Source organism: Streptomyces scabiei 87.22, from assembly GCF_000091305.1.
GTDB classification, from domain to species: domain Bacteria; phylum Actinomycetota; class Actinomycetes; order Streptomycetales; family Streptomycetaceae; genus Streptomyces; species Streptomyces scabiei.
The window spans coordinates 2,969,095-2,994,778 of record NC_013929.1; the positions used below are offsets into that span (position 1 = coordinate 2,969,095).

Consider the following 25,684-nt stretch of genomic DNA (forward strand, 5'->3'; position numbering starts at 1 on the left):
CCCCGGCCCGGCCCGGCGGCTCAACGGCCGAAACTCGCCAGCTTCGCCCTCAGCTGCAGCACCGACTTCGTGTGGATCTGGCTCACCCGGCTCTCGGTGACCCCCAGTACGTTGCCGATCTCGGCGAGGGTGAGGCCCTCGTAGTAGTACAGCGTGACGACGGTCTTCTCCCGCTCAGGCAGCGTGTTGATGGCCCGTGCCAGGAAGCGGCGCAGCTCGCGGTCCTCGGCGACCTCGACCGGGTCGTCCGCGGCGGTGTCCTCCAGCGTGTCCATCAGGCTCAGCCGGTCACCGCCCTCGCCCCCGGCATGCAGCAGCTCCTCCAGCGCCACCACGTTGGCCAGCGACAACTGGCTGAACACCGCGTGCAGTTCGTCGACCGCGATCCCCATCTCGGCGGCGACCTCCCCCTCGCTCGGGGTGCGTCTGAGCCGGGACTCCAGCGTGGCGTAGGCCCGCTCGACGTTGCGCGCCTTCTGCCGTACCGACCGGGGGATCCAGTCCAGCGCACGCAGCTCGTCGATCATGGCGCCCCGGATCCGGGTGATCGCGTACGTCTCGAACTTGATCTCCCGGTCGATGTCGAACTTCTCGATCGCGTCGATGAGCCCGAAGACCCCCGAGGAGACGAAGTCGGCCTGCTCGACGTTGGCCGGCAGCCCGACGCTCACCCGTCCCGCGACGTACTTCACCAGCGGCGAATAGTGCAGGATCAACTGCTCGCGCAGCCGCTCGTCGCCGCTCGTCTTGTACGTCCGCCACAGCTCGTCGAGTGTCGAGGGGGCGGGCGGGCGCACGGTGCCGCGAGCGGCGGCGGGTACCGCCGCCCGGTCAGACCCGGAGGTGTGCTGGGGCATTCGTCGCCTTGTGCCGTTCTGCCGTGAACTGGGGATGTCTGGGTGAGCTGTCGGTCCGATGTCGAGATTGCCCGTCCTGAGGGGGAATCCTCGTGAGCGTAGCGTGACTGGGGAGTCGCAGTGCGCGAAGGGCGGCTGATCACCGGTGCGCAGATACGTTTTGCTGGACGGTGTGCCGAGCCCGGGCGATCGCGCTGTGTGACCGGAGCGGTCCGTCAACTGCCGGGAATCGCAAGGCTTTCGGCGTTCCCCCGGACGGCCGAACCCGCTCCGTCAACTCCGCCCCCGATCCGGTGACACCGAGATCATCGCCTGGCGTGTCAACTTCCAGCCGTCGCCGTGTCGTTCGACGTATCCGAGTGCGCGCAGTTCGTACAGTCTCCCGACCGCGTCGTCCAGGGCCGTGCCCGCCTCCCGGGCGATCTCGTCGGCGGCCGCGGGCCCCCGCCCCGGCAGCGCGGCGAGCACCTGCCGCGCGCCGGGTTCCAGCAGGTCTCGGGGGAGCACGGGCCCCCGCCGGTCGGGCGCGAGCTCTCCCATGTCACCGACCAGCTCGACGACTTCGGCGGCGTCGGACACGAGCACCGCGTCGCTGCGCAGCAGTTCGTGCACTCCTGCCGACAGGGCCGAGGTCGCGGGGCCCGGCACCCCCATCGCGAACCGGCCCAACCGCTGCGCCGCCCGCGCCGTGACCAGGGCGCCGCTGCGGTAGGCAGCCTCCACCACCACGGTCCCCCTGGTGAGAGCTGCGATGACGCGGTTGCGCAGGATGAAGCGGCTCGGCGTCGGATGCGCCCCCGGCGGCAACTCCCCCACCACCAGCCCCTGTTCCGCGATCCGGCTGATCAACTGCGCATGCCCCCTGGGGTAGGGCCGGTCCACCCCGCAGGCCAGCACGGCGACCGTCGCCCCGCCGGCCCCGAGCGCGCCCCGGTGCGCGGCACCGTCCACGCCGTACGCGCCGCCGGACACCACCACCCATCCGCGTTCGGCCAGCCCGGCCCCCAGTGCGGCCGCCATATGGGCCCCGTACTCCGTGCAGGCTCGCGCCCCGACGACGGCCACCGACCGCAGCGCCCACATCCGCACATGCGCCCTGCCCCGCACCCAGAGCCCCACGGGCCGCCCGTCCCCGAGGTCGTCGAGCGGGCCGGGCCACTCGGCGTCCCCGGGCACGAGGAACCGGACTCCGCACTCCCGCGCGGTGGCCAGGTCCCCCTCGGGGTCGGCGCGGCCGGCGCGGCCGCACAGTCCCGCCCACCGCTTCTCCGAGGCGTCCGGCAGCGGTCGTCGGCCGGACGAGATCCTGCGGGCCACCTCACCCGCGCCGAACTCCCGCAGCCACCGCCCACCGAGTTCGTCCCCGGGTTCGAGGACACGGGCCAGGAAGGCCCGGTCCCGCCGCTCGGCGTCCGACGCGTCGGCGCTCATGACTCCCCCGTCCACGAGACCCGGTGCACGGCCCTCATGCCAGCGCTCCGATCGTCATCGGCACGCCGCGCGGGACTCCGGTGCGCAGTTGCAGGGCCAGGTTGACGTCCGTCGCGTCCGGGCGGTCGTGGCCGACGAGGTCGGCGACGGTCCAGGCGACACGGAGCACACGGTCCAGGCCCCGAGCGGTCAGCACCCCCCGCTCCAGGCAGCGCTCGGCCTCGTCCATGGCGCCCGGCATCGCGTGCCACCGGCTGCGCAGTTCGCGCCCCGGTACCTCGCTGTTCGTGCCCCAGGGCGTCCCGAGCAGACGTGCGGCCGTCCGTTCCCTGGCCCTGCGCACGCGATCGGCCACGGTCGCCGTCGACTCGCCCCGGGCCCCGCGCCGGGACAGTTCGGACCGGGTGACCCGGTCGATCTCGACCCGCAGGTCGACCCGGTCCAGCAGCGGACCGGAGAGCCGTGCCTGGTAGCGGCGGACCGCGGCGGGCGGACACTCGCACAGGTCGTCCGTCCGCGAGAAGCGACCGCAGGGACAGGGGTTGGCGGCCAGCACCATCAGGAACTTCGCCGGGAAGCGGACCACTCCGGCACTGCGCGCGATCACCACGTGCCCCGCCTCCAGGGGCTGGCGCAGGGCGTCCAGGGCCTGGCTGCCAAACTCGGGGGTCTCGTCGAGGAAGAGGACCCCGCGGTGCGCCAGGGAGACCGCACCCGGCCGGGCGACGCCCTGACCGCCGCCCATGAGGGCCTGCATCGTGGCCGAGTGGTGCGGGGCGCAGTAGGGTGCCACGTCCACCAGCGGCTTCCCCACGGGCAGCAGACCGGCGATCGAGTGGACGGCCGTGACCTCCAGCGACTCCGCCCTGGTCAGCGCGGGAAGGATCGCCGGCAGGCGCTCGGCGAGCATCGTCTTGCCCGCGCCCGGCGGGCCCTCCAGGAAGAGATGGTGCCCGCCCGCAGCGGCCACCTCCACGGCGGTCCGCGCGGCGAGCTGGCCGACGACGTCGGCGAGGTCGTGGCCCAGGTCCTGCTGCGCCGCTCCCGTCGTGTGCATCCCGGTGGCGGCCCCCGCGCCGGGCAGCCGGAGGCCCGCCAGGAGGGGGTCCGGCCGGCCCTCGTCGGGTTCCTCGTCCGGCACCGGTTCGTCCGCCAGCACGGCGATCAGCTGCCGCAGGGTGCGCACGCCCAGGACCGAGACGCCGGGCACGAGCGAGGCTTCCGGGGCGGCGCACTCCGGTACCACCACCTGCTCGTATCCGGCCTGGGCGGCGGCCAGCACGGCGGGCAGGATGCCCCGGACCGGCCGGACCCGGCCGTCGAGTCCCAGTTCTCCGATCATCACGATGTCGGAGAGCACCTTCGGGTCGATCCGCTCGGAGGCGCCGAGGACCGCACAGGCGACGGCCAGGTCGAACCCGCTGCCGGCCTTCGGGACCGAGGCGGGGCTGAGTCCCACCGTCAGCTTCTTCTGCGGCCACTCGGCACCCGAGTTGACCACCGCGGCCCTGACCCGGTCCCTGCTCTCCGTGAGGCTCTTGTCCGGCAGCCCCACCAGGGTGAAGGCTGCCACGCCCGGTTCCAGGTCGGCCTGCACCTCGACGACGACGCCCTCGACCCCCACAAGGGCCACGGAGCATGTGCGGGCGAATCCCATCAGGCCACCCCCCGCACGTGGTCCACGACGGCGGCACCGCGGTCGGGGAGGACGACACCGACGACGTCGATGCGGACGCCGCCCGGTGGGCTCCCTCCGTGTTCCTGGAGCCAGCGTTCGGCAAGGCCGCGCAGCCGCCGCGCCTTGGTGGCCGTGACGGCCGCCATCGGATGTTCGAAGGAGCCCGCCCTGCGGGTCTTCACCTCACAGACGACCAGCGCGTCCCCGTCGCGGGCCACGATGTCGATCTCACCGGTCCTGCCGCAGCGCCAGTTGCGCTCCAGGACCGTCATCCCGGCCTCGGCCAGCCGCCGCGCGGCCAGCTCCTCGCCGTACCTGCCGAGTGCACCTCGTGCCCTGTTCATGTCGGCACCACCTCCGGCGCCAACAGTGAGGGCAGCTCAGCCCGCTAGTTGATCTTGGTGGACAGGCGGCCGATTGTGGATAACTCCGTCACCCACACGATTGACACCCCCGGCCCCCGTCGCCCTTCACATCGCGCCGCGCGCACCCGTCAGCTGAGCACTCAGCTGCCCGGCAGCTCCAGATCGCTCTTGTTCAGCTCCTCGATGTTCACGTCCTTGAACGTGAGCACGCGCACCTGCTTCACGAACCGGGCCGGCCGGTACATGTCCCACACCCAGGCGTCCGCCATCGACACCTCGAAGAACACCTCACCCTGGACCGAGTGCACCTGCATCTCGTAGTCGTTGGTCAGGTAGAAACGCCGCTCGGTCTCGATCACGTATTTGAACAGACCGACGACATCGCGGTACTCCCGGTAGAGCTTCAGCTCCATCTCGGTCTCGTACTTCTCGAGGTCCTCGGCGCTCATGGCATGTTCCCCTTCAGCCGTGCGATCCCACCATTGTGCGCCAGTCCCGCGAGCCCCTAGACGATTTCGGTGTCGAGGACCACGGGTCTGGCCGGGGGACCCTCGTCGAGCAGTGTGCGAAGCAGTTCGGCGAGTCTGGTCGGGTACACCGTCTCATGCGCCCGGGCCAGTTCCCCGCACGTCCACCAGCGCGCTCCCGCGACACTGCGTCGTTCCAGCTCCGTGAGGCCCGCGTCGAGGGGCACCACGGGGCGGGTATCGGTGGTCCTGGCCAGGTAGTACCACTCGTCCTGGTCCCAGCGCCGTCCGGCGAAGGGGAAGGAGCACCGGCGCCGCCAGAGCACGGGTCCCAGCTCCACGTCCGTGATCCCGGTCTCCTCCACGAGTTCCCGCAGGGCGGCCTCCTCGCGGGTCTCCGTGCCCTCCACGCCGCCGCCGGGCGTGAACCACCAGTCGTCGGCCGGATCGTCCGGCTCGTGCCCGTGCAGCAGCAGGATGCGCTCGGCGGGGTCCAGCAGGATCACCCGGGCCACCCGGCGCAGCCCGCCCTCGTAGGTGTCCTCAGCCGACAACGGCCGGCTCCGACTGCGCCCCGCGGCGGCGGCCGCCGAGCCGCTTGGCGATGGGCCCGTAGGCCCCGCCGCCCAGGACCAGCACCATGCCCACCACCAGCGCGGCGGTGATCAGCCGCAGGGGGCCGGGAGACGAGAGCGCGCCGAGCTTCTCGAAGCCCGTGGGGCGGGCCAGCATGCCGTCCATGGGCCACACGACGGCGTCCACGCGCGCGTCCACATGAGTGCGCGGCACAGTGCCGTTGCCGGCCTCCGTGAGGTGGGCGGTGGAGTCCAGCGAGCCGCTGCGCTCGTCGCCGAGGAGGAACAGCCGGCCCTTGGGAACGGTGATCTCGGGGATGCCGGTCAGCTCGGCGTCCTCGCCCGGAGGCAGATAGCCCTCGTCGATCTTCTTGCCGTTGACGGTCAGCCTGCCCTCGGTGCAGCAGGCGACCGTGTCCCCGCCGACCGCGACGACCCGCTTTACCATGGGGGTGTTGCCCCAGGTCTCCTGCCGGAAGACGACCACGTCACCGCGCTTGATCTCGGCACCGTCGACCCGCTCGGCGAGGATCCGGTCCCCGGAGGTGATGGTGGGGGACATGGAGTCGGTGGGCACGGTGTAGGGCGCGTAGAGGATCGCTCCCCAGACGAAGCCGCCCATGAAGAGCACACAGCCGAGGGCCACGGCCAGTCCCGACAGCTTGCTGCCGAGCCGTCCGTGGCCCTCGTCCGTACGATGTGCCGTCCCGCTCATCCCAGTGCTCCCAGGTCGGAGAATCGACCGTCCGGGCCCCTCGCGGGCCGTGGAAGATCGGCGATCTGGGACGGCACCCTACCCGGCGGTACCCCTGCCGGTAACCCTCGGGCTTTCGGCGGCCAGCAGGCGGCGCCGGCGCCACAGCACCAGCGGCACCGCGCCCGCGAGGCCGAGCGCGCCGGGAGCGGCGGCGCTCAGGTTCTGGTCGAAGGTGTCGGGGATCGGCAGCGTGGACCAGCGGGTGGGCGGCCAGGCGACCACGATGGCGCGACCCACGACCTGGCTCACGGGGACCATGCCCTTGTTGCTGTCGTTCTGGTGGTAACGGGAGTCCAGCGAGTTCTGCCGGTGGTCACCCATGACCCAGATTTTGCCCTCGGGTACCTTCACCTTGAACTGGCCGCCGGTGTCGTCGACGGTGCACGGGGTGTTGCCCGGGTACACGTACGGCTCGTTGAGCGCCTTGCCGTTGACCTTGAGCGGGCCCGTGCCGTTGCACTCGATCGTGTCGCCGGCGACGCCGATGACCCGCTTGATGAGGTCCTTCTCCTCGGCGGACGGCATCAGGCCGATCCAGCCGAGGACGCGCTGCACGGCGTTGGGCTCCAGGGTGGGCTCGCCCTTCAGCCAGCCGTCCGGGTCGTGGAAGACGACGACCTCGCCCCGCTCGGGCTCGGAGCCGAACCACGGGGTGAGCTTGTCGACCAGGACCCGGTCGCCCTCCTGCAGCGTGTTCTGCATCGAGTCGGACGGGATGGAGAACGCCTGCACCAGGAAGGTCTTGATCAGCAGGGCGAGCACCAGGGCGATGCCGACCAGGATGGGCAGTTCCTTCCAGAAGGAACGCTGCTTCTTCCTGGGCCTCGTCTGCTGGTCCCCGTCGTCGGCCGAGGTGCGGGCGTCCTCGCCGCCGTCCGCCGCGCCCGGGGAGTCATTCCCGGAGTCGGCGGAACCCTCGGAATTCACGGTGCCCTCCACGTTCTCCGCGGCCGGGGAAGCCGCCTCGTCGGATCGCTCCGGCCGATCTTCGGAACCACCGTGTCCGGACCGTGCGCCGACCGCCAAATCCCCCACATCCACTCCTCACTCCGTACCGCCGCCCGCGCCACAGCCGGTGCAGGCCCACCACTCCCATAACGAGCGGGAGTTCCGCAGGGGTCGGGAGAGGGATCGATCCGTTTCGATCCGCGGACGCCACCCTATGCGAAGCGCCGAGGGCGGTGGTCGATGCGCCCGGCACGGCCGAGAACGTGTCCGGCTCCTCCAACTGGCCCCAGTGGCCCACCGGCCAGGCGATGACCACGGCACGGCCCACGACGGCGTCCTGGGGGACCGTACCGCCGAACTGGGCCGTTTTCGAATTGTCGTTCTGATGGGCGCGCGAGTCCGCGGAGTTCTCCCGGTGGTCTCCCATCACCCACAGGCGGCCCTGGGGCACGGTGACCTGGAACTGCTGCGTCGAGGGCTGGTTGCCGGGGTGGATGTACGCCGTCTCGTCCAGCGGCATGCCGTTGACGGTGACGCGCCCCTGGGTGTCGCAGCACTTGACGGTGTCGCCGCCGACCGCGACGACCCGCTTGATCAGGTCCTGCTCGTCGTCGGACGGAAGGAGGCCGATGAACTGCAGGCCCTCCTTTATCTGTTTGATGACGACGGGGTCCTCGCCGGCGGCCGTCGTCTGCTCGCCCTCCAGCCAGCCGCCGGGGTCCTTGAAGACGACGACGTCTCCGCGGGTGGGCTCGGAGCCGAACCAGGGCGTGAGCTTGTCGACCAGGACGCGGTCGCCGATCTGGATCGTCTGCTCCATGGACCCGGACGGGATCACGAACGCCTGGACGAGGAAAGTCTTGAGGACCAGGGCTATGAGGACGGCGACTCCGACGAGGAGCGGGATCTCCTTGGCGGCGGAACGGCGCCTGCGCCGCTTGATCTTGCGGGCGAGCCTGCGCCGCTCGACCCGGCTCGGCCGGGCGGCCCCGCCGGACCGCCGCAGGCCGGTGGGCAGCAGGTTCTCGGCGGGGGTGCTGGGAGCGGCACCGCGCGGCCTGCCGCGGTTACCCATGCGCACCGCCGGCGGCCGGGACCCGGGCGTAGGCGTCCGGACGGTGCAGACGCGCCCAGTGGCCCGCGGGCCAGGCGATCCAGTCGGCCCTGCCGATCACGGAGTCGAGGGGGACCATGCCGCCGCCGGGCGCCCCCAGCCGGTCGCGGGAATCACTGGAGTCACTGCGGTGGTCGCCGAGGAGGAACAGTCTGCCCTCGGGGACGACCACGTCGAAGGGCACATTCGACGGACTGTCGCCCGGGTACAGAAACGACGACTCGTCGACCCACCGGCCGTTCACCTCAAGCCTCCCCTCCTGGTCGCAGCAGACCACCCGGTCTCCCCCCACGCCGACAACGCGCTTGACGTAGTCGGCGTTCCCGAAATAGCCGGTGCCGTCGAACACGACGACGTCACCGCGCTGCGGATCAGATCCGAAACGGTACGCCAACTTATTTACGAGAACGCGGTCCCCGATCCTCAATGAGTCGGCCATGGAGCTGCTGGGAATCTGGAACGGCTGCATCACGAAGTTGCTGAACAGCACCAGAAAAAGCAGGCAGATCAGCACGGTCAGGGTGTATCCACCACCGGGTACCCACGCGGTGGCCCGGTCCACCCACGCGAAACGCGACCGCTCCGCACGCCCTCCTGTGCCGGAGATCTCCTGGGAGACCTCGTCGCCGGAAGGGCGAGGGGAACGGTCGCGCTCCATGTGCTGCCGTGCTTCGGTGTCCATCGGGGCCAGATCGTATCCGGCCCCGCTGTGACGACCTTGTGTGACTCGTGCGCGCGATCAGTTGTCGCGCTTCTCCTTGATCTTCGCGGCCTTGCCGCGCAGCTCGCGCAGGTAGTACAGCTTCGCGCGACGCACGTCACCGCGGGTGACGAGCTCGATCTTCTCGACGATCGGGGTGTGCACCGGGAAGGTGCGCTCGACGCCGACGGAGAACGAGACCTTGCGGACCGTGAAGGTCTCACGGACACCGGCGCCCTGGCGACGGATCACCACGCCCTTGAACTGCTGCACACGGGAGCGGTTGCCCTCGATGACGCGCACGTGGACGTTGACGGTGTCACCCGGGCGGAAGGCCGGGATGTCGCTGCGCAGCGACGCGGAGTCGACGGAGTCGAGCAGGTGAGACATTTCGTCTGCTTTCTTCGCCCATGCCACAGGTCATAGGCGGGAGCTAGGTTTTCGTGAGGATGCTGTCCGTGTCGGGGCGGGCGTCGTGTCCCCCTGCGGCAGGGGCGCGCGCCGGACGACGCACAACAGGGGCCTATTGTTCCACGTCGTCGGGCCGCCGCCAAAATCGGCCGTACGGCTCCCCCGCCGGGTCCGGCGCCCAGCCCAGGATGGAGAGCATCTCGCGGTCCTTCTTGTCGAAGGCCTTGGGGTCACAACGCTCGATCAGGTCGGGCCGGTTGGCCGCCGTGCGCTTCAGTGCCTCGTCGCGCCGCCAGCGCGCGATCTTGCCGTGGTGACCGCTGAGCAGCACCTCGGGGATGTCGCGGCCGCGCCACTCGGGGGGCTTGGTGTAGACCGGCCCCTCCAGCAGGTTGGCCATGGCGCCGGGCGCGAAGGAGTCGTCCCGGTGGGACTCGGCGTTGCCGAGGACGCCGGGCAGCAGCCGCGCCACGGCCTCGGTGACGACAAGCACGGCCGCTTCGCCGCCGGCGAGCACGTAGTCGCCGATGGACACCTCGTACACGGGCATCCGGGTCGCGTACTCGTCGATCACGCGCCGGTCGATGCCCTCGTAGCGCGCCGGCGTGAAGACCAGCCAGGGGCGCTCGGAGAGTTCGACGGCGAGCGTCTGGTCGAACGGGCGTCCGCTGGGGGTGGGGACGACAAGCGCGGGCTGACGGGCCCCGGCCTCGTAGCCGTCGGCGAGGACCGCATCCAGCGCCTCGCCCCAGGGGTCGGTCTTCATGACCATGCCGGGCCCGCCGCCGTAGGGGGTGTCGTCGACCGTGTTGTGCCGGTCGTACGTCCATTCCCGCAGGTCGTGGATGTGCACATCGAGCTGTCCGCGCGCGCGTGCCTTGCCGACGAGGGAGACGTTCAGCGGTTCGAGGTACCCGGGGAAGATCGTGACGACGTCGAGACGCATCAGACCTCGTCCCCGGCCGGTCCGGCGGAGTCCGTGGTGGACTCCTCGGCGGCGTCCCGGGCCGACGCGATCTCGGCACGGTCGTCGATCAGTCCCGGCGGCGGGTCGATGACCGCCCGCTGTTCGGTCAGGTCGATCTCGGTGACGATGCTCTCCACGAAGGGGATCATGACCTCGCTGCCGTCCGGCCGCTCGACGATGAAGAGGTCCTGGGAGGGCAGGTGCGAGATCTCCGTGATCCGGCCGACCTCGAGCCCGTCCCGGGTGACCACGTCCAGGTCCATCAGCTGGTGGTCGTAGTACTCGTCCTCTTCCTCGGGCAGCTCCTCCGGGTCCACCTCCGCGATCAGCAGGGTGTTGCGGAGGGCCTCGGCACCGTTGCGGTCGCGGACGCCCTCGAAGCGCAGGAGCAGCCGGCCGCTGTGGACCCGGCCGGTCTCGATGGTGAGCGGGCCCGTCGAGGCGGGGTCCGTGAGCAGGACGGCGCCGGGGCCGAGCCGGAGTTCCGGCTCGTCGGTGCGGACCTCGACGGTGACCTCGCCCTTGATGCCGTGGGCGCGGCCGATCCGTGCGACTACGAGCTGCACTGTGCTTGATCTCCTGTCATACGACTACGGGCCGGGGACGGCCCAGTGGCCTTCCCCGGCCCGAGCCGGTGCTGCGAATGACGTCAGCGGACGTGATCCACGTCGACCAGGTCGACACGGACACCGCGGCCGCCGATGGCACCCACGACGGTACGCAGGGCGCGGGCGGTACGGCCGTTACGGCCGATCACCTTGCCGAGGTCGTCGGGATGGACCCGGACCTCGAGTACGCGCCCGCGGCGCAGGTCGCGGGAAGCGACCTGCACGTCGTCGGGGTAGTCGACGATGCCCTTGACGAGGTGCTCGAGAGCCTCCTCGAGCATGCTCAGGCCTCGGTCGACTCGGACTCGGCCGCGGCCTCGTCCTTCTTGTCGGCCTTCTTCTTCTGGGTGATCGCCTCACCCTTGCCCTCGTCGTCGCCGCCCAGGGCCTCGAACGACGGGCGCGAGGACTTCGGCTGAGCCACGAGGAGCGGCGCCGGAGCGGGCTCGCCCTTGAACTTCTGCCAGTCGCCGGTCTTCTTGAGGATGGCGAGCACGGGCTCGGTCGGCTGCGCGCCGACGCTCAGCCAGTACGCGACGCGGTCCTCGTCGACCTCCATGACCGACGGGTTGTACGTCGGGTGGTACTTGCCGATCTCCTCGATCGCACGGCCGTCACGGCGGGTGCGGGAGTCGGCGACGACGATGCGGTAGTGAGGCGAACGGATCTTGCCCAGACGCTTCAGCTTGATCTTGACTGCCACGGGAGTGGGTTCTCCTGGATTTGACGTGAATTGGGCACGGCGAGAGAGCCGCGTGGGGTTGCGGTACCCGAGTGCCCGATGGACGCGTCAGCCGGAGGAGAGAGGGGTCCTGTGCGACTGTCGAGTACAGCTAGCCATTGTGCCACACGCTGTGGCTCGCCTCCGACCCGGCCTGCGTGAACCCATGCCGAGGCGGCACCCGGCGCCGGGGGCTTTCGCCCACCGGTGCTCACCGAGTGCCGCCTCCGCCCGCCGTTCCCCGTCGCCCCGGCGGCACGACTGCCCTCGGCGAGGACGAACCCGTCGACCACGAACCGGTTACGGCTGCCACGAGCAGCCGTCCGTGCCGGCTCGCCGTCTTCTCGGCTCGCCCTCGTCTCACGCGGCGCCCATGACCTCCGGGATCCGGAAGGGCTTGCCGCAGCCGCCGCAGACGATGGGAGCCTGGGCGAGGACGGACGGGACGACCCGGACGTTGCGGCCGCAGTCGCAGACGGCCTTGACGCGGACGCCGCCGCCGGAGGAGCCGTGACGGGCCGCCGGGCCCCGGAAGCTGCGGGCCGTGTCCGCGGAGGTCGCCGCGGTGTGCGCCTTGAGAGCGCGCTGCAGTCTCTCGATGGTCGGCCGGTAGCGACGCTTGGCCTCGGGATTGAGCGTGACCAGCGAGAAACCGCTGCTGGGGTGAGGTTCCTCCGGGTGATCGAGGCCGAGTTCCTCGGCGATCGCGAGGAATCTGCGGTTGTGGTACCGGCCGGCCCGGGAGGTGTCGCGGACTCCGCGGGCGGCGGCGATGCCATGGACTGCCTCATGGAGCAGTCGCTCGAAGGAGAGTTCGTGCCCGCAGGCGGACGACGACTCCCCGATCAGGGACTCGGGAGCGGCAAGATCCGGCAGTTCGGGGTGGTGCCGTTGGATGTCGGCCCACGCCTGTGCCAGCTCTGCGGCGAGAACGGGTGGTGTCTGTGTCGTGCTCACGTAATGAGAACGAGCCTGAGTGCCCGTGTGTTCCGATTCCGGGCCATCCCAAATAATTTGCACGTACCCGTCAGTTGCCACTAGTGCGTCCTGACGAGGGCGGGTGCGCTGATCTGCGGAGAAGCCTCGCAGCCCGCCACAAGGCGGTACGTAGTAACACGTACGCCCCGGCGCGTAGACAAGGTCCGCGCGCCGGGGCAACTGTGATCCTCGGATGCGCAAGGGACCTTTCGGTCGCGCTCCCGGCGGAACGGGGTGCTCTAGTAAGCGCGCGCCACGACCGCGACGTTACCGGGTGCGTCGTAGGAGTCGGGCACCGACCCGTCCTCGCCGACCAGACACCGTACGGTCACCGCGTGCTCTCCGAGCCGGGCCTCGCCCTCCTCCCCCAGCGTCGACCAGGGGATACGCGCCCAGCCGCCGGCCGCGGCGGCCTCGATCGCCTCCTCGGCCGTCGACACCTCGCTCGTCCGGGACTCACGGCGCTCGCGGGACTGCCTCAGCAGGAGCGCCTGGTCCTCCTCCAGCAGCGCGGGCAGCCGGGCCACGAGCGCGTCGAACGCGACGGGTTCCTTGCCGCCGGAGATGCGCCGGACCAGCATCGCGGTGCCGTTCTCCAGGTCACGGGGGCCGACCTCGACACGTACCGGGACGCCCTTGAGTTCCCAGTCGACGGCCCGGCGGCCGAACGGGACGTCCGTGCGGTCGTCCACCCGGACCCGGACGCCCGCGGCCTTCAGCCGGTCGCCCAGTTCGCGGACCTTGGCCAGAACCGCCTCGTCATCCTTGATCGCGAGCACGACCACCTGGGTCTGGGCCAGCCGGGGCGGGACCCTCAGCCCGTGGTCGTCGCCGTGCATCATCACCAGGGCCCCGATCATGCGGGTGGTGGAGCCCCAGGAGGTCTGCCAGACGAGTTCCTGGCTGCCGTCCTTCGACAGGTACCGGGTGTTGAAGGCCCTCGCGAAGTTCTGCCCCAGTTCGTGGCTGGTGGCCATCTGGAGGGCCTTGCCGTCGCCCATCATGCCTTCGAGGGTGAGCGTGTTGAGGGCGCCCGCGAAGCGCTCCTTCACGGTCTTGCGGCCGGGGACGACGTCCATCGCGAGGACGTTCACCATGAAGTCCTCGTAGACCTGCCGGTGGATGTGCGCGGCGAAGTCGCGCGCCTCGTCGTAGGTGGCATGCGCCGTGTGGCCCTCCTGCCACAGGAACTCGGAGGTGCGCAGGAACAGCCGGGGGCGCAGTTCCCAGCGGACCACGTTCGCCCACTGGTTGATCAGCAGCGGCAGATCGCGGTAGCTCTGCACCCACTTCGAGAAGGAGGCGTTGATGATCATCTCGGAGGTGGGGCGGACGACGGCGGGCTCCTCCAGATCCTTGCCGCCACCGTGCGTCACCACGGCCAGCTCGGGCGCGAAGCCCTCGACGTGCTCGGCCTCGCGCGCCAGGTAGGACTGCGGGATCAGGAGGGGGAAGTACGCGTTCTGCGTGCCCGTCTCCTTGATCCGGGCGTCCATCTCCTGCTGCATCCGCTCCCACAGCCCGTACCCGTACGGTCGGATCACCATGGTGCCGCGCACCGGGCCGTTGTCGGCCAGCTCGGCCTTGCTGATCACGTCCTGGTACCAGCGGGGGAAGTCGTCCGCCCGGGGGGTGAGTACGGGTGCCTTTGCCATGGCGCGATAGTACGGGGGCATATTGCGGCGATGTGAATTCTTTTCTCCGGGCGTGACAGTCCGCAAAACCGATGTCCGAGACCCCTGGACGACGCGCCGGACGCGGAGTTACCTGGCATACGGGGCTGTGCCGGCGCGCACCGCCACGGGGGCCAGGAAATCCGGCAACGGCAACTCACGGCGGATTGGGGCGCTTTCGATATGACACCTACGCTCGTGCGGCAGCAACTGCCTCGCGCGGGGGCCTTATCCCGCGTGGACCGGTGTGCACGCGCGCGTGACTGGGCCGAGATCCAGGAACGGATGCTGGTACCGCTGTACGAGGCCGTCCACCGGCGGCTCGACGTCGGCACCGGCACGCGACTGCTCGGGCTCGGCTGCGGCTCGGGGCTCGCGCTGCTGATGGCGGCCTCGCGGGGCGCCACGGTCACCGGCGTGGACCCCGGGGAGCGCGAGAGGACGGCACTCGCGCGGGAGCGGCTGCGGCCGGAGGCGTGGGGCACGCCCACACGCGCCCGCGCCCGTATCGTCGAAGGGGCTCCCGCGGAGGCGCGCGCCCCCGGCGACCCGCTGTACAACCTGGTGACCGCCTTCGAGCCGATCGGCTGTCTGGACGGGGACTCCGAGGGCCTCGGCGACCTGCTCGCCGCGGCGACCCCGCTCGCGGAACGCGGCGCCCCCGTGGTCCTCGTCGGCTGGGGCCCGCCCGAGCGCTGCGCCACGTCCGCCGTGCTCCGCGTGGCCGCGAAGCTGGCCGATCCCCTGCGCGGAGCGGGCAGCTGGCGCCCGTCGCTGAGGGACGACCTGGAGGACGTGGCCCAGAGCGCCGGGCTCCGGCCGGACGGCTCCGGCCGCGTGGCCTGCCCCTTCGGGTACGCCAACGTGGACAACGCGGTCCGGGGGCTGCTGTCGACCGGACTGTTCGACGCGGCGATCCGGGCGACCGACCAGGTGCAGGTGGACAAGGAACTCACCGAGGCCCTGCACCCGCACCGCCGCCGGGACGGCACGGTGTGGATGCCGAACGTGTTCCGCTACCTGATCGCACGGACACCCTGAGCCGGGGGGGGGAAGACCTGGGAAGGTCTTCGGGCCATCCACCGGCATGGGTGTGAAGGGTGTGAAGAAAGCGGGTCGGTAGCGCATCGGCCTTGGCCAAGTGCCGCACCGCACCCATAGCCTGACGCATCGTCCAGGGGAACAACACATCCGCGTACGGGGGTTGCCACCGAGAAGCACCGCGAGCGACACCACACCACGCCGTTCACGCACGGCATCCGGCGCCGCGCGCCCGGCCACACCCCCCGGCCGGCACGCGGCGTCCGCCATGCGGTGGGTCAGCCCATGAACTTCTTGAACTCGTCCGGCAGCTCGAAGTCCTGAGGAGCCTGCTGGCCCGGCAGCCCGAGGGCACCGCCCTGCGCGGCGGCGGCCCGGCGGGCGGCCTCCTCCTGCTCCTGCTGCTTGCGCTTCATCGGGTTGCCGGAGCGCTGCTTGCCCTTGGCCTGCCTGGGCTGCTTCTTGGTCCGGCCGGGGCCGCCACCCATGCCCGGCATGCCCGGCATCCCGGGCATGCCGCCGCCCTGGGCCATGCGGGACATCATCTTGCGGGCCTCGAAGAACCGCTCCACGAGGTTCTTCACCGCGCTGACCTCGACGCCGGAACCCTTGGCGATACGGGCGCGACGCGAGCCGTTGATGATCGTCGGCTCCTGGCGCTCGGCCGGGGTCATCGACTTGATGATCGCCGCCGTGCGGTCGACGTCCCGCTCGTCGATGTTGTTGATCTGGTCCTTGATCTGGCCCATGCCGGGCAGCATGCCGAGCAGCTTGCTGATGCTGCCCATCTTCCTGACCTGCTCCATCTGGGCCAGGAAGTCGTCGAGCGTGAAGTCCTGCCCCTTCTTGGACGCCAGCTTGGAGGCCATCTTGGCGGCCTCTTCCTGGCTGAAGGTCTTCTCCGCCTGCTCGATCAGGGTGAGCAGGTCACCCATGTCGAGGATGCGGGAGGCCATCCGGTCGGGGTGGAACGCGTCGAACTCGTCGAGCTTCTCGCCGTTCGACGCGAACATGATCGGCTTGCCGGTGACCGAGGCGATCGACAGGGCGGCACCACCGCGGGCGTCACCGTCGAGCTTGGAGAGGACCACGCCGTCGAAGCCGACGCCGTCCCGGAACGCCTCCGCCGTGTTGACGGCGTCCTGACCGATCATCGCGTCGACGACGAAGAGGATCTCGTCCGGGGAGACCGCGTCGCGGATGTCGGCGGCCTGCTGCATCATCTCCTGGTCGATGCCCAGGCGGCCCGCGGTGTCGACGACCACGATGTCGTGGACCTTCGACTTCGCGAACTCGATGGAGTCCTTGGCGACCTTGACCGGGTCGCCCACGCCGTTGCCCGGCTCGGGGGCGTAGACCGCCACACCGGCGCGCTCGGCGACGACACTGAGCTGGTTCACCGCGTTCGGGCGCTGGAGGTCGCAGGCGACGAGCAGCGGCGAGTGGCCCTGCTCCTTCAGCCAGTGGCCCAGCTTGCCCGCGAGGGTCGTCTTACCGGCACCCTGCAGACCCGCGAGCATGATCACGGTCGGCGGGTTCTTGGCGAACCGCAGACGGCGGGTCTCGCCGCCGAGGATCCCGACCAGTTCCTCGTTGACGATCTTGAGGACCTGCTGGGCCGGGTTGAGCGCCTTGGAGACGTCGGAACCGAGTGCCCTCTCCTTGACGTTCTTGATGAACGCCCGGACGACGGGCAGGGCGACGTCCGCTTCGAGGAGCGCGATACGGATTTCGCGGGCCGTGGCGTCGATGTCCGCCTCGGACAACCTGCCCTTGCCGCGGAGGTTTTTGAAAGTCGCGCTGAGGCGGTCGGAGAGGGTATCGAACACGGTGGCGTCGGTCCTCGGAGTCGGGGGCGGGTGGGCTGCCCTCCAGGGTATCCGGCCGGGTGTGGTCGGGTCTCCACCCCTGTGGACAGTCGTGGACGGTCGGGCGCGGCGGCCCGGCACGGGTACGGGGCCGCGGGGGCCCCGTACCCGCCGCTCTCAGCCGCGCAGCGTCTCCTCCAGTTTGCGGGCCACCGAAGCCGCCTCGTCTCCCGGCAGCGGCGCCCCGTCCGTCCCGGTCACGTAGAAGGCGTCCACGGCGTTGGCGCCCAGCGTGCTGACGTGCGCGCTGCGCACCCGCAGGTGCGCGTCCTCCAGGGCGCGCCCGATCCGGTGCAGCAGCCCCGGCGCGTCCTGGGCGCGGACCTCGATGACCGTGGCGTGCCGGGAGGCCGCCGCGGCCACCGTGACGCGCGGCGGCGGTGCCACCACGCCCCGCCGCCGGGGGTAGGCCGCGTCCCGCTCGGCGAGCCGCCCGGCGATGTCCAGCGACCCGTCCAGGGCGCGCACGAGGTCCGCGCGGAGCCGGGCGGCCTGGGGCAGGGAGCCGTACTCGGCGGCCACCCGCCAGTTCAGCAGCAGCACCGAGCCCTCGACACCGTCGGGCAGGCCGAAGGTCCCGAGTTCGGCCGTGCGCACGGTCAGCCGGTGCATGGCGAGCACGCCGGCGACCGCGGGCAGGACGCCCGCCTGGTCGGGGACGGCGATGAGGAGCTCCACACCGAGCGGCTCGGGGTCGGCCTTCTCGTCCTTGTCGCCGGCGGGGGCCTCCGTCTGCGCGCGCAGCGACAGCACCGGCCCGCCGGTGCGGAACGCCTCGATGGCGAGCCGCTCCTGCTCGGCGCTGGTCTCGCCGGGCTCCGGCTCCTGCGGGGCGTCCCCGGCGAACAACGCGTCGACCCGCTGCACCAGCTCGGACACGAGCGAGGCTCGCCACGACGACCAGGCGGCGGGCCCGGTGGCCAGCGCGTCCGACTCGGTCAGCGCGTGCAGCAGTTCGAGCGTGCCGGGCGATCCGACGGCGTCGGCCACGGACCGGACGGTGGCCGGATCCTCCAGGTCGCGCCGGGTGGCGGTGTCGACGAGCAGCAGATGGTGGCGGACGAGGGTGGCGAGCACCGCCACGTCCTCCCGGTCGAAACCGATCCTGGCCGCCACGTCCTTGGCGATGATCTCGCCGGCGACGGAGTGGTCGCCGGGCCAGCCCTTGCCGATGTCGTGCAGCAGCGCGGCGACCAGCAGGAGGTCGGGCCGGTGGACCCGGCGGGTCATCTCGGACGCCTGGACCGCGGTCTCGATGAGGTGCCGGTCGACGGTCCAGATGTGCACGGCGTTGCGCTGCGGCCGGCAGCGCACCCGCTCCCAGTCGGGCAGCAGGTGCGTGATGAGGCCCTCGGCCTCCAGCGCCTCCCAGACGTCGACGGTCGAGCGCCCGGAGCCCAGCAGCGTGACGAGTTGTTCGCGTGCCTCGGCGGGCCAGGGCGTCGGCAGCGGCTTGGCGGCGGCCGCCAGGCGTCGTACGGCGTGCAGGGAGAGGGGCAGTCCGGCCTGCGCGGCCGCGGCGGCCGCGCGCAGCGGCAGTACGGGGTCCCGGTCGGGCTTGGCGGCCCGGGCGAGGACGACCTCGCCGTCCTGCTCGACGACGCCCTCGGCCAGCGGCGACCGCTCGGGGGCGGGCTTGCCGCCGCCCAGCATGGCGCGCAGCCGGGGCCGCACGGCGCGCGACCGCAGCACGCGCCCCACTTCACGCCAGGTCACATCACTGGCGTACGAGATCACACGGGCGGCCTCGTACACCTGGCGCAGCAGGGTGTCGGCGTCCAGCAGTCCCAGCTCGGCGGCGACCTGGTCCTGCTCCTGGAGCGCGAGCCGGTCGGTCGCGCGCCCGGTGGTGAGGTGCAGCGCGTCCCGCACGTCGAGGAGGCGGCGCCGGGCGTCCGCGAGGCCCTCGCGCGGGGCGTCGGCGAGCCAGGAGGCGGCGACGGCGCGGAGGGCGGTGGCGTCGCGCAACCCGCCGCGCGCCTCCTTGAGGTCGGGTTCCAGCAGGTACTGCAGCTCCCCCTGCCGCTCGGCCCGCTCGACGCACAGCTCCTGGAGTTCCGGGAGGCGTTTGGGGGCCTGGTTGCGCCAGTCGGCCAGGACGGTGGTCCGCAGCCCGGCGGTCAGGCCCAGGTCACCGGCGATGTGGCGGGCGTCCAGCAGCCCGAGCTGCACCTTGAGGTCCTCGCCGGCGGTCCTGCGGGCCTCGGCGGGGGTGCGCACGGAGTGGTCGAGGGCCAGCCCCAGGTCCCAGACGGGATACCAGATGCGGTCGGCCAGCGCGGCCACCGCCCGTTCGTCGGTCCCGTCGTGCAGGAGCAGCAGATCGAGATCGCTGCGGGGCGACAGCTCACCGCGCCCGTATCCGCCGACGGCCACGAGGGAGACCCCGCGCGACTCGGCGGCGCCCGCTCCGAAGAGGCCCGCGAGCCAGTCGTCGGTCAGCTCGGCGAGCGCCGAACGGCGCGGCGGCCCGGACTGCGCCTCCTCCTGGAGGAGGCGCAGCCGGGCCGCCGCGTAGCCGCTGGGTCCCGAGTCCTCTGCATCCGTACGTACGTCCGTACTCGTCACCCAGCGACTCCTGTTCTTCTCTTCGGTCAGAGCGCGTCCGGGCCGCGCTCGCCGGTCCGGACCCGAACGGCCGTCTCGACCGGGAGGGACCAGACCTTGCCGTCACCGATCTTGCCGGTGCGGGCGGCCTTGACGATGACGTCGATCAGCTGCTCGGCGTCGTCGTCCTCGGCGAGCACCTCGATACGGATCTTGGGAACCAGATCCACCGTGTACTCGGCGCCGCGGTACACCTCGGTGTGTCCCCGCTGCCGACCGTACCCACTGGCCTCGGTCACCGTAAGGCCGTGCACCCCGAAGGCCTGCAGGGCTTCCTTGATCTCGTCGAGCCGGTGCGGCTTGACGACGGCGGTGATCAGCTTCATGCCTCGACCTTCTTGCTCTGAGGGGCAGCGACGCTGCTCGTGGTGCTGGCGGAGATGTGCGAACCGGAGGCCGAGGAGAAGTCGTACGCGGTCTCGGCGTGCAGGGCCTGGTCGACACCGGTGATCTCGTCCTCCTCGGACGCCCGGAAGCCGATCGTCTTCTGGATGGCGAAGGCGATGAGCCAGGTCACCACGAAGGTGTAGGCCATGACCGAGAAGGCGCCGGTGGCCTGCTTGCCGAACTGGTCGAGACCGCCGATCCCGTCGGTGGCGAGGAAGCCGACCATCAGGGTGCCGAGGACACCGCCGACCAGGTGGACGCCGACGACGTCGAGGGAGTCGTCGTAGCCGAGCTTGTACTTGAGGCTGACGGCCCAGGAGCAGACCGCGCCGGCGACGATGCCGATCAGGATGGCGCCGAAGGCGTTGACGTGACCGCCGGACGGGGTGATCGCGACGAGGCCGGCGACGGCGCCGGAGCAGGCACCGAGGGTGGTGAACGCGCCGTGGCGGATGCGCTCGTAGATCAGCCAGCCGATGATGGCCGCGGCGGTGGCGATCTGGGTGTTGATGGCCATGCGGGCGGTGGTGCCGTCGACACCGAGCCAGGAGCCGGCGTTGAAGCCGAACCAGCCGAACCACAGCAGGGCGGTGCCGATCAGGACCAGCGGCAGGCTGTGCGGCCGCATCGGGTCCTTCTTGAAGCCGATCCGCTTGCCGACGACGAGGACCGCGGCGAGCGCGCCGATACCGGCGTTGATGTGGACCGCGGTACCACCGGCGAAGTCGATGACCCCCAGCTCGAAGAGCCAGCCGCCCGGCGCCCAGACCCAGTGCGCGACCGGGAAGTACGCCAGGGTGACCCAGAGCGCCACGAAGATCATCCAGGCGCTGAACTTGACGCGGTCGGCGAGCGCGCCGCTCATCAGGGCCGGGGTGATGACGGCGAACAGCATCTGGAAGAGGATGAAGGCGAACGCCGCGATCTGGTGCGGCTTGTCGCCGGCGCCGGTGACGAAGCTGTCGACCGTGCTGGTGACGTCGATGCCCTTGAGGCCGATCGCGTCCAGGTTGCCGATGAAGCCGCCCTGGTCACCGCTGAAGGCGAGCGAGTAGCCGTACAGCACCCACAGGATGCTGACCACGCCCAGCGAGATGAAGGACATCATCAGCATGTTCAGCACGCTCTTGGCGCGGACCATGCCGCCGTAGAAGAGCGCCAGGCCCGGCGTCATCACCATGACGAGCGCCGCACTGATCAATACGAATCCGGTATCTGTGCCGTTCAATGCCGGTATCTCCTCGTGGTCGGAACGGCCCGTGCGGATGCGGAAGCTGGGGAGCTATCGGGGAGGGCCGACTGTGCTGAGGAGACTGACGCAGCACCGTTTCGCCGGGAGTTTGGAAATGTTTCCCGGAGGTGACGAAGGCACCCATCACGTTACAGACAGGTGAAACGTGAATCCCGGAGGATGCATCCCGTCTGGGGCCCAGCCCCTGCGGGCCCCTCGGTGGATAACGGTTTCGTATCCGATGGAACTACGGGTGGACCCGCCCCGAAACGGACCGGCCGCGGCAGGCCATCCGATGACCTGGCATGGGGGAGCCGAGTCGGGCAGTAGGGATGGCCGGCCGCGGCCGGAGTACGCGCGGGCCCGCGGAGGACGGGGCCGGTCAGACCGCCTCGGCGGTCTCGGGGAGGTGGACGGCTAGCTGGTCGGTGAGGTCGACGACCTCGGCGAGACCGCCGAAATCACGGACGGCCGTGTCCACGGTCTTGCGGATACGCGTGTTGACGCGCTCGGAGCGCACCTTCTTCGCCGTCTCCATGGCCTGCTTGGCCATGTCCGCGCCCTGCTCGGGCTCGCGCTGCAGCAGATGCACCGTGGCCATGCCGATGAGGTTCAGCGCGTACGAACGCTGGTGCTCGCTGTCCGTGGAGAACAGCTCGACGGCCCGGCGCATCACGGGCTCGGCGAGGGAGGCGTAGGCGGGGCTGCGGCCGGCGACATAGGCGAGGTCGCGGTAGGAGTGGGAGTTCTCGCCGTGCAGCTCGGCCTCGTTGAAGAAGCGGATCCAGTCGGGATCCGGGTCGTCCCACTCCTCGGCGTCGGCGAAGACGTCCTCGGCCATCCGCACGGCCCGCTTGCACTTGCCGGGCTGGCCCATGTTGGCGTAGGCGCGGGCCTCCATCGCATACAGCATCGACTGGGTCCGCGGGCTCGCGCAGTCACGGCTGCCGTACTGGGCGAGGTGGATCAGTTCGAGGGCGTCGTCGGGGCGGCCGAGGTGGATCATCTGCCGGCTCATGCTGGACAGGATGTACGAGCCGAGCGGCTTGTCGCCCGCCTCCTTGGCCGCGTGGAGGGCGAGGACGAAGTACTTCTGCGCGGTGGGCTGGAGGCCGATGTCGTAGCTCATCCAGCCGGCCAGCTCGGCCAGCTCGGCGGCGACCTTGAACAGCCGCCGGGTGGTGGCCTCGGGCTGGGGCTCCTGGAGGAGGTCGGTCACCTCGTGCAGCTGGCCGACGACCGCCTTGCGGCGCAGACCGCCGCCGCACTGGGCGTCCCACTGCCGGAACATCACGGTGGTGGATTCGAGGAGGTCCAGCTCCGGCCGGGAGAGCCGGCCGGCGCGGCGCGCGGCGGGCGACGGCTCCGGTTCGGCGCGCGCGGCGGCGGGGGCGGGGACGAGCCAGCGCTGCATCGGCTCGATGAGGGCCGGGCCCGCGGAGAGGGCGAGCGAGCTGCCGAGGAAGCCGCGCCGCGCCAGCATCAGGTCGCTGCGCGAGAACTCGCTGATCAGCGCCACGGTCTGCGGGCCCGTCCAGGGCAGGTCTACCCCGGAGACGGAAGGGGACCGGTGCGCCGCGCGCAGTCCCAGGTCCTCCACGGCGACCACGCAGCCGAACCGCTCGGAGAACAGCTCGGACAGGATCCGCGGGATCGGCTCGCGCGGGTTCTCCCCGTCGAGCCAGCGCCGTACGCGCGAGGTGTCGGTGGAGATGTGGTTGGCGCCGAGCTGGCGCGCCCGTCGGTTCACCTGCCGGGCCAGCTCGCCCTTGGACCAGCCGCTGCGCACGAACCACGAGCCCAGGAGTTCGTTCGGGCGCTTCTCAGCGTTCGTGCCGCTTCCGCCGTTGCCGCCCACTGGAACGCCCCCATCCCTGAAACCACCTGCGCGCTGTGTGCGCCAAGCCCTACCAGAATGCCGGTTACCACGCCGTACGTCCGACCCCCGTCACCCATCGAACGGAAAGACGACTTGCCTCCGGCATACCCACGAGCGCAGATGCCCTCGGTCGCCGTGCACTCAAAGTAATCCTACGATCACGCGTCCGGCCACGGCGATTCCAGAAACGCCACCATTCGCCACCCCTTCGAATGAACCTACGGTCGCCCGCACGCGATTGACTTGACATCAGACGGCCAGGAGTGGGCGGAGCGAAGCATTCAGGGGCGCGTGTCGTCGGACGCGCCACCGGGAGCGCCGACGTGCGCCACCCAACCGGAAGCAGAGCGTCGCCTTCCGACTCCGTCGCGTAACCACCGGCGCGCTGGACCCGTTGGAGGGGGCATGGGCTTCACGATCGGCGGCATTCGGGAGATGCGATCCGGCACACGTCGGCGCGGCCGTTCCTCGGACTGCACGGCGGTGGCCGAGTTCACCGGCCTCTGGGGGTGGGACGTCGTCCCCGGCGCGCGGACGGCCTCCGGCGCGTGCTCGTGCGGCAGGACCACCTGCTCCGCGCCGGGCGCGCATCCCCTCGACTTCGCGCCTCCCGTGCGCGCCGGAGCGACGCTCGACGAGGTCACCGAGACCTGGGCCGAGTTCCCCGGCGCCGCCGTGATGCTGCCGGTGGGCCGCTCCTTCGACGTGATCGAGGTCGCCGAGACGGCCGGACGGCACGCGCTCGTCCGGCTCGAACGCATGGGCCTGCCGGTCGGCCCCGTGATCGCCACGCCCGAGGGCCGCGCCCACTTCCTCGTCGCCCCGGGTGCCGCCGCCGAGCTGCCCACCCTGCTCTACCGCATGGGCTGGGACGACCCGTCCGCCCTGGACCTGCGCGGCCTCGGCCCCGGCAGCCATGTCACCGCTCCGCCCTCCGACCGCGGCGGACTGGGCCCGGTCAGCTGGCTCCGCTCCCCCGACCTCGACTCGGCGACCAGGCCGCCGGCCGCGCGCCTGCTGCTGGGGACCCTGGCGTACGTGGCCCACCGGTCACGGGCCTGACCCCGACCGGCCCCCGCCCACACGGCGAAGCGCCCGTCCCCGGCCGTGGCTCGGGGGCGGGCGCTTCTTCGCGCACCTAGGCGATGCCGTAAGTGGTCCACGGGATCATTCGCCGATGAGCGCGTCCACGAACGCCTCCGGCTCGAACGGCGCCAGGTCGTCCGCGCCCTCTCCCAGACCGATGAGCTTGACGGGCACGCCCAGCTCGCGCTGGACCGCGATCACGATGCCGCCCTTGGCGGTGCCGTCGAGCTTGGTGAGGACGATGCCGGTGATGTCGACTACCTCGGCGAAGACGCGGGCCTGGACGAGACCGTTCTGACCGGTGGTGGCGTCGAGGACGAGCAGGATCTCGTCCAGCGGAGCGTGCTTCTCGACGACGCGCTTGACCTTGCCCAGCTCGTCCATGAGGCCGGTCTTGGTGTGCAGCCGGCCGGCGGTGTCGATGAGGACGACGTCGGCGCCCTCCTCGATGCCCTCCTTGACGGCGTCGAAGGCGATGGACGCCGGGTCGCCGCCCTCGGGGCCGCGCACGGTACGGGCGCCGACGCGCTCGCCCCAGGTCTGCAGCTGGTCGGCGGCGGCGGCGCGGAAGGTGTCGGCGGCGCCGAGGACGACGTTCTTGCCGTCGGCGACGAGGACGCGCGCGAGCTTGCCGGTGGTGGTGGTCTTGCCGGTGCCGTTGACGCCGACGACCATCACGATGCCCGGGGTGTCGAGGGGCGAGTCGGTGTTGACCGCCCGGTCGAACTCGGGGACGAGGATCGTCAGCAGTTCCTCGCGCAGCAGGGTGCGCAGCTCGGCCGGGGTGCGGGTGCCGAGCACCCTCACCCGCTCGCGCAGCCGTTCGACCAGCTCCTGGGTGGGCTGGACGCCCACGTCGGCCGTGAGGAGGGTGTCCTCGATCTCCTCCCAGGTGTCGTCGTCGAGGTGCTCGCGCGAGAGCAGCGTGAGCAGCCCCTTGCCGAGCGCGTTCTGCGAGCGGGAGAGCCGGGCGCGCAGCCGTACCAGCCGGCCCGCCGTCGGTGCGGGGATCTCGATCTCGGGGGCGGCGGGCGGTTCCTCGACGGCCACGGGCGCCGACGCCGAGCCGTCCGGGAGGTCCACCTCCTCGATCGTCCGGCGCGGTTCGTCGCGCGGTGTCTCGGCCTCGTCGCCGACGTGCGGCTCGGCCGGAGGGGCGGTGATGTCGGGTGTCGTGGGGGGCGCCGGGGGCAGCGATTTCCTCTTGCGGCCGCCTACGACGAGCCCGCCCAGCACGCCGAGCACGACCACGGCGATGACTACAGCAAGGATGAGTTCCATAACGGGACCAGTATGCGGGACCACCCCGCGCGGCGTTCGGTCGCCGTACGGGGA

Annotated in this window: 24 protein-coding genes and 1 pseudogene; 2 read left to right on the plus strand and 23 right to left on the minus strand. The window is 71.2% G+C overall.

Annotated elements, in window-relative coordinates; genetic code table 11:
• Positions 1–20: 20 nt before the first annotated feature.
• From whiG to proS, 17 genes and pseudogenes are all read right to left on the minus strand, one after another.
• Positions 21–857, minus strand: a complete 837-nt coding sequence (gene whiG, locus SCAB_RS12315; RefSeq protein ID WP_037724696.1) for an RNA polymerase sigma factor WhiG — start codon at positions 855–857, stop codon at positions 21–23.
• Between the two features lie 273 nt (positions 858–1,130).
• A complete protein-coding gene (gene dprA, locus SCAB_RS12320) occupies positions 1,131–2,288 on the minus strand; it encodes a DNA-processing protein DprA (RefSeq protein ID WP_041669117.1) in 1,158 nt (385 codons plus the stop codon).
• 34 nt (positions 2,289–2,322) lie between these two features.
• Positions 2,323–3,945 (minus strand): YifB family Mg chelatase-like AAA ATPase, encoded by a 1,623-nt coding sequence (locus SCAB_RS12325; protein ID WP_041669120.1) that lies wholly within the window; start codon positions 3,943–3,945, stop codon positions 2,323–2,325.
• Positions 3,945–4,310 carry a YraN family protein gene (locus SCAB_RS12330; protein ID WP_013000400.1) on the minus strand — a complete coding sequence of 122 codons (366 nt, stop codon included), beginning with the start codon at positions 4,308–4,310 and terminating at the stop codon, positions 3,945–3,947. The genes SCAB_RS12325 and SCAB_RS12330 overlap by 1 nt, the downstream gene beginning before the upstream one ends.
• Before the next feature lie 161 nt (positions 4,311–4,471).
• Complete coding sequence (locus SCAB_RS12335; protein ID WP_005311352.1) at positions 4,472–4,780, minus strand: DUF2469 domain-containing protein; 309 nt, start codon at positions 4,778–4,780, stop codon at positions 4,472–4,474.
• A gap of 56 nt (positions 4,781–4,836) precedes the next feature.
• Positions 4,837–5,352, minus strand: a complete 516-nt coding sequence (locus SCAB_RS12340; RefSeq protein WP_013000402.1) for an NUDIX hydrolase — start codon at positions 5,350–5,352, stop codon at positions 4,837–4,839.
• On the minus strand, positions 5,342–6,088 hold the full coding sequence (lepB, locus tag SCAB_RS12345) for a signal peptidase I (protein ID WP_013000403.1): 747 nt from the start codon (positions 6,086–6,088) through the stop codon (positions 5,342–5,344). The genes SCAB_RS12340 and lepB (SCAB_RS12345) overlap by 11 nt, the downstream gene beginning before the upstream one ends.
• Positions 6,089–6,166: 78 nt before the next feature.
• Positions 6,167–7,165 carry a signal peptidase I gene (lepB, locus tag SCAB_RS12350; protein WP_374194893.1) on the minus strand — a complete coding sequence of 333 codons (999 nt, stop codon included), beginning with the start codon at positions 7,163–7,165 and terminating at the stop codon, positions 6,167–6,169.
• Positions 7,053–8,153: pseudogene (gene lepB, locus SCAB_RS12355) on the minus strand (signal peptidase I); the annotation flags it as partial. The pseudogene lepB (SCAB_RS12355) and the gene lepB (SCAB_RS12350), both read right to left, overlap by 113 nt.
• Positions 8,146–8,874, minus strand: a complete 729-nt coding sequence (gene lepB / locus SCAB_RS12360) for a signal peptidase I (RefSeq protein ID WP_013000406.1) — start codon at positions 8,872–8,874, stop codon at positions 8,146–8,148. The pseudogene lepB (SCAB_RS12355) and the gene lepB (SCAB_RS12360), both read right to left, overlap by 8 nt.
• A 57-nt stretch (positions 8,875–8,931) precedes the next feature.
• The gene (rplS, locus tag SCAB_RS12365; protein ID WP_013000407.1) at positions 8,932–9,282 is read right to left on the minus strand and encodes a 50S ribosomal protein L19; all 351 of its coding nucleotides are present in this window, start codon (positions 9,280–9,282) and stop codon (positions 8,932–8,934) included.
• A gap of 133 nt (positions 9,283–9,415) precedes the next feature.
• Positions 9,416–10,249, minus strand: coding sequence for a tRNA (guanosine(37)-N1)-methyltransferase TrmD (gene trmD / locus SCAB_RS12370; protein WP_013000408.1), 834 nt, complete (start codon positions 10,247–10,249; stop codon positions 9,416–9,418).
• The gene (gene rimM, locus SCAB_RS12375; protein ID WP_013000409.1) at positions 10,249–10,836 is read right to left on the minus strand and encodes a ribosome maturation factor RimM; all 588 of its coding nucleotides are present in this window, start codon (positions 10,834–10,836) and stop codon (positions 10,249–10,251) included. The genes trmD and rimM overlap by 1 nt, the downstream gene beginning before the upstream one ends.
• 83 nt (positions 10,837–10,919) lie before the next feature.
• Positions 10,920–11,159, minus strand: a complete 240-nt coding sequence (locus SCAB_RS12380) for an RNA-binding protein (RefSeq protein WP_013000410.1) — start codon at positions 11,157–11,159, stop codon at positions 10,920–10,922.
• Between the two features lie 2 nt (positions 11,160–11,161).
• On the minus strand, positions 11,162–11,581 hold the full coding sequence (rpsP, locus tag SCAB_RS12385) for a 30S ribosomal protein S16 (RefSeq protein WP_013000411.1): 420 nt from the start codon (positions 11,579–11,581) through the stop codon (positions 11,162–11,164).
• A 378-nt stretch (positions 11,582–11,959) separates the two neighbouring features.
• Positions 11,960–12,556: a hypothetical protein gene (locus SCAB_RS12390; protein ID WP_013000412.1), complete on the minus strand. Its 597-nt coding sequence runs from the start codon at positions 12,554–12,556 to the stop codon at positions 11,960–11,962.
• A gap of 260 nt (positions 12,557–12,816) precedes the next feature.
• Positions 12,817–14,232, minus strand: coding sequence for a proline--tRNA ligase (proS, locus tag SCAB_RS12395; protein WP_013000413.1), 1,416 nt, complete (start codon positions 14,230–14,232; stop codon positions 12,817–12,819).
• A gap of 303 nt (positions 14,233–14,535) precedes the next feature.
• Between proS and SCAB_RS12400 the strand changes: the two genes are divergently transcribed.
• Positions 14,536–15,291 carry a methyltransferase type 11 gene (locus SCAB_RS12400; RefSeq protein WP_041669124.1) on the plus strand — a complete coding sequence of 252 codons (756 nt, stop codon included), beginning with the start codon at positions 14,536–14,538 and terminating at the stop codon, positions 15,289–15,291.
• 278 nt (positions 15,292–15,569) lie between these two features.
• Here the strand turns inward: SCAB_RS12400 and ffh are convergent, their stop codons facing one another.
• The 5 genes from ffh to nsdA all read right to left on the minus strand — a co-directional run bounded on the left by ffh (position 15,570) and on the right by nsdA (position 23,242).
• Positions 15,570–17,120, minus strand: a complete 1,551-nt coding sequence (ffh, locus tag SCAB_RS12405; protein ID WP_013000415.1) for a signal recognition particle protein — start codon at positions 17,118–17,120, stop codon at positions 15,570–15,572.
• A gap of 156 nt (positions 17,121–17,276) precedes the next feature.
• A complete protein-coding gene (locus tag SCAB_RS12410) occupies positions 17,277–19,727 on the minus strand; it encodes a [protein-PII] uridylyltransferase (RefSeq protein ID WP_013000416.1) in 2,451 nt (816 codons plus the stop codon).
• 26 nt (positions 19,728–19,753) lie between these two features.
• Positions 19,754–20,092, minus strand: coding sequence for a P-II family nitrogen regulator (locus tag SCAB_RS12415; protein WP_003997576.1), 339 nt, complete (start codon positions 20,090–20,092; stop codon positions 19,754–19,756).
• Entirely contained in the window at positions 20,089–21,381 is a 1,293-nt protein-coding gene (locus SCAB_RS12420) for an ammonium transporter (protein ID WP_013000417.1), read from the minus strand. Before SCAB_RS12420 ends, SCAB_RS12415 begins: the two co-directional genes overlap by 4 nt.
• 385 nt (positions 21,382–21,766) lie before the next feature.
• On the minus strand, positions 21,767–23,242 hold the full coding sequence (gene nsdA / locus SCAB_RS12425) for a transcriptional repressor NsdA (protein WP_013000418.1): 1,476 nt from the start codon (positions 23,240–23,242) through the stop codon (positions 21,767–21,769).
• Between the two features lie 426 nt (positions 23,243–23,668).
• Between nsdA and SCAB_RS12430 the strand changes: the two genes are divergently transcribed.
• Complete coding sequence (locus SCAB_RS12430) at positions 23,669–24,325, plus strand: bifunctional DNA primase/polymerase (RefSeq protein WP_013000419.1); 657 nt, start codon at positions 23,669–23,671, stop codon at positions 24,323–24,325.
• 105 nt (positions 24,326–24,430) lie between these two features.
• Here SCAB_RS12430 and ftsY read toward each other — a convergent pair whose 3' ends face one another.
• Positions 24,431–25,630, minus strand: a complete 1,200-nt coding sequence (ftsY, locus tag SCAB_RS12435) for a signal recognition particle-docking protein FtsY (protein WP_013000420.1) — start codon at positions 25,628–25,630, stop codon at positions 24,431–24,433.
• Positions 25,631–25,684 lie beyond the last annotated feature (54 nt).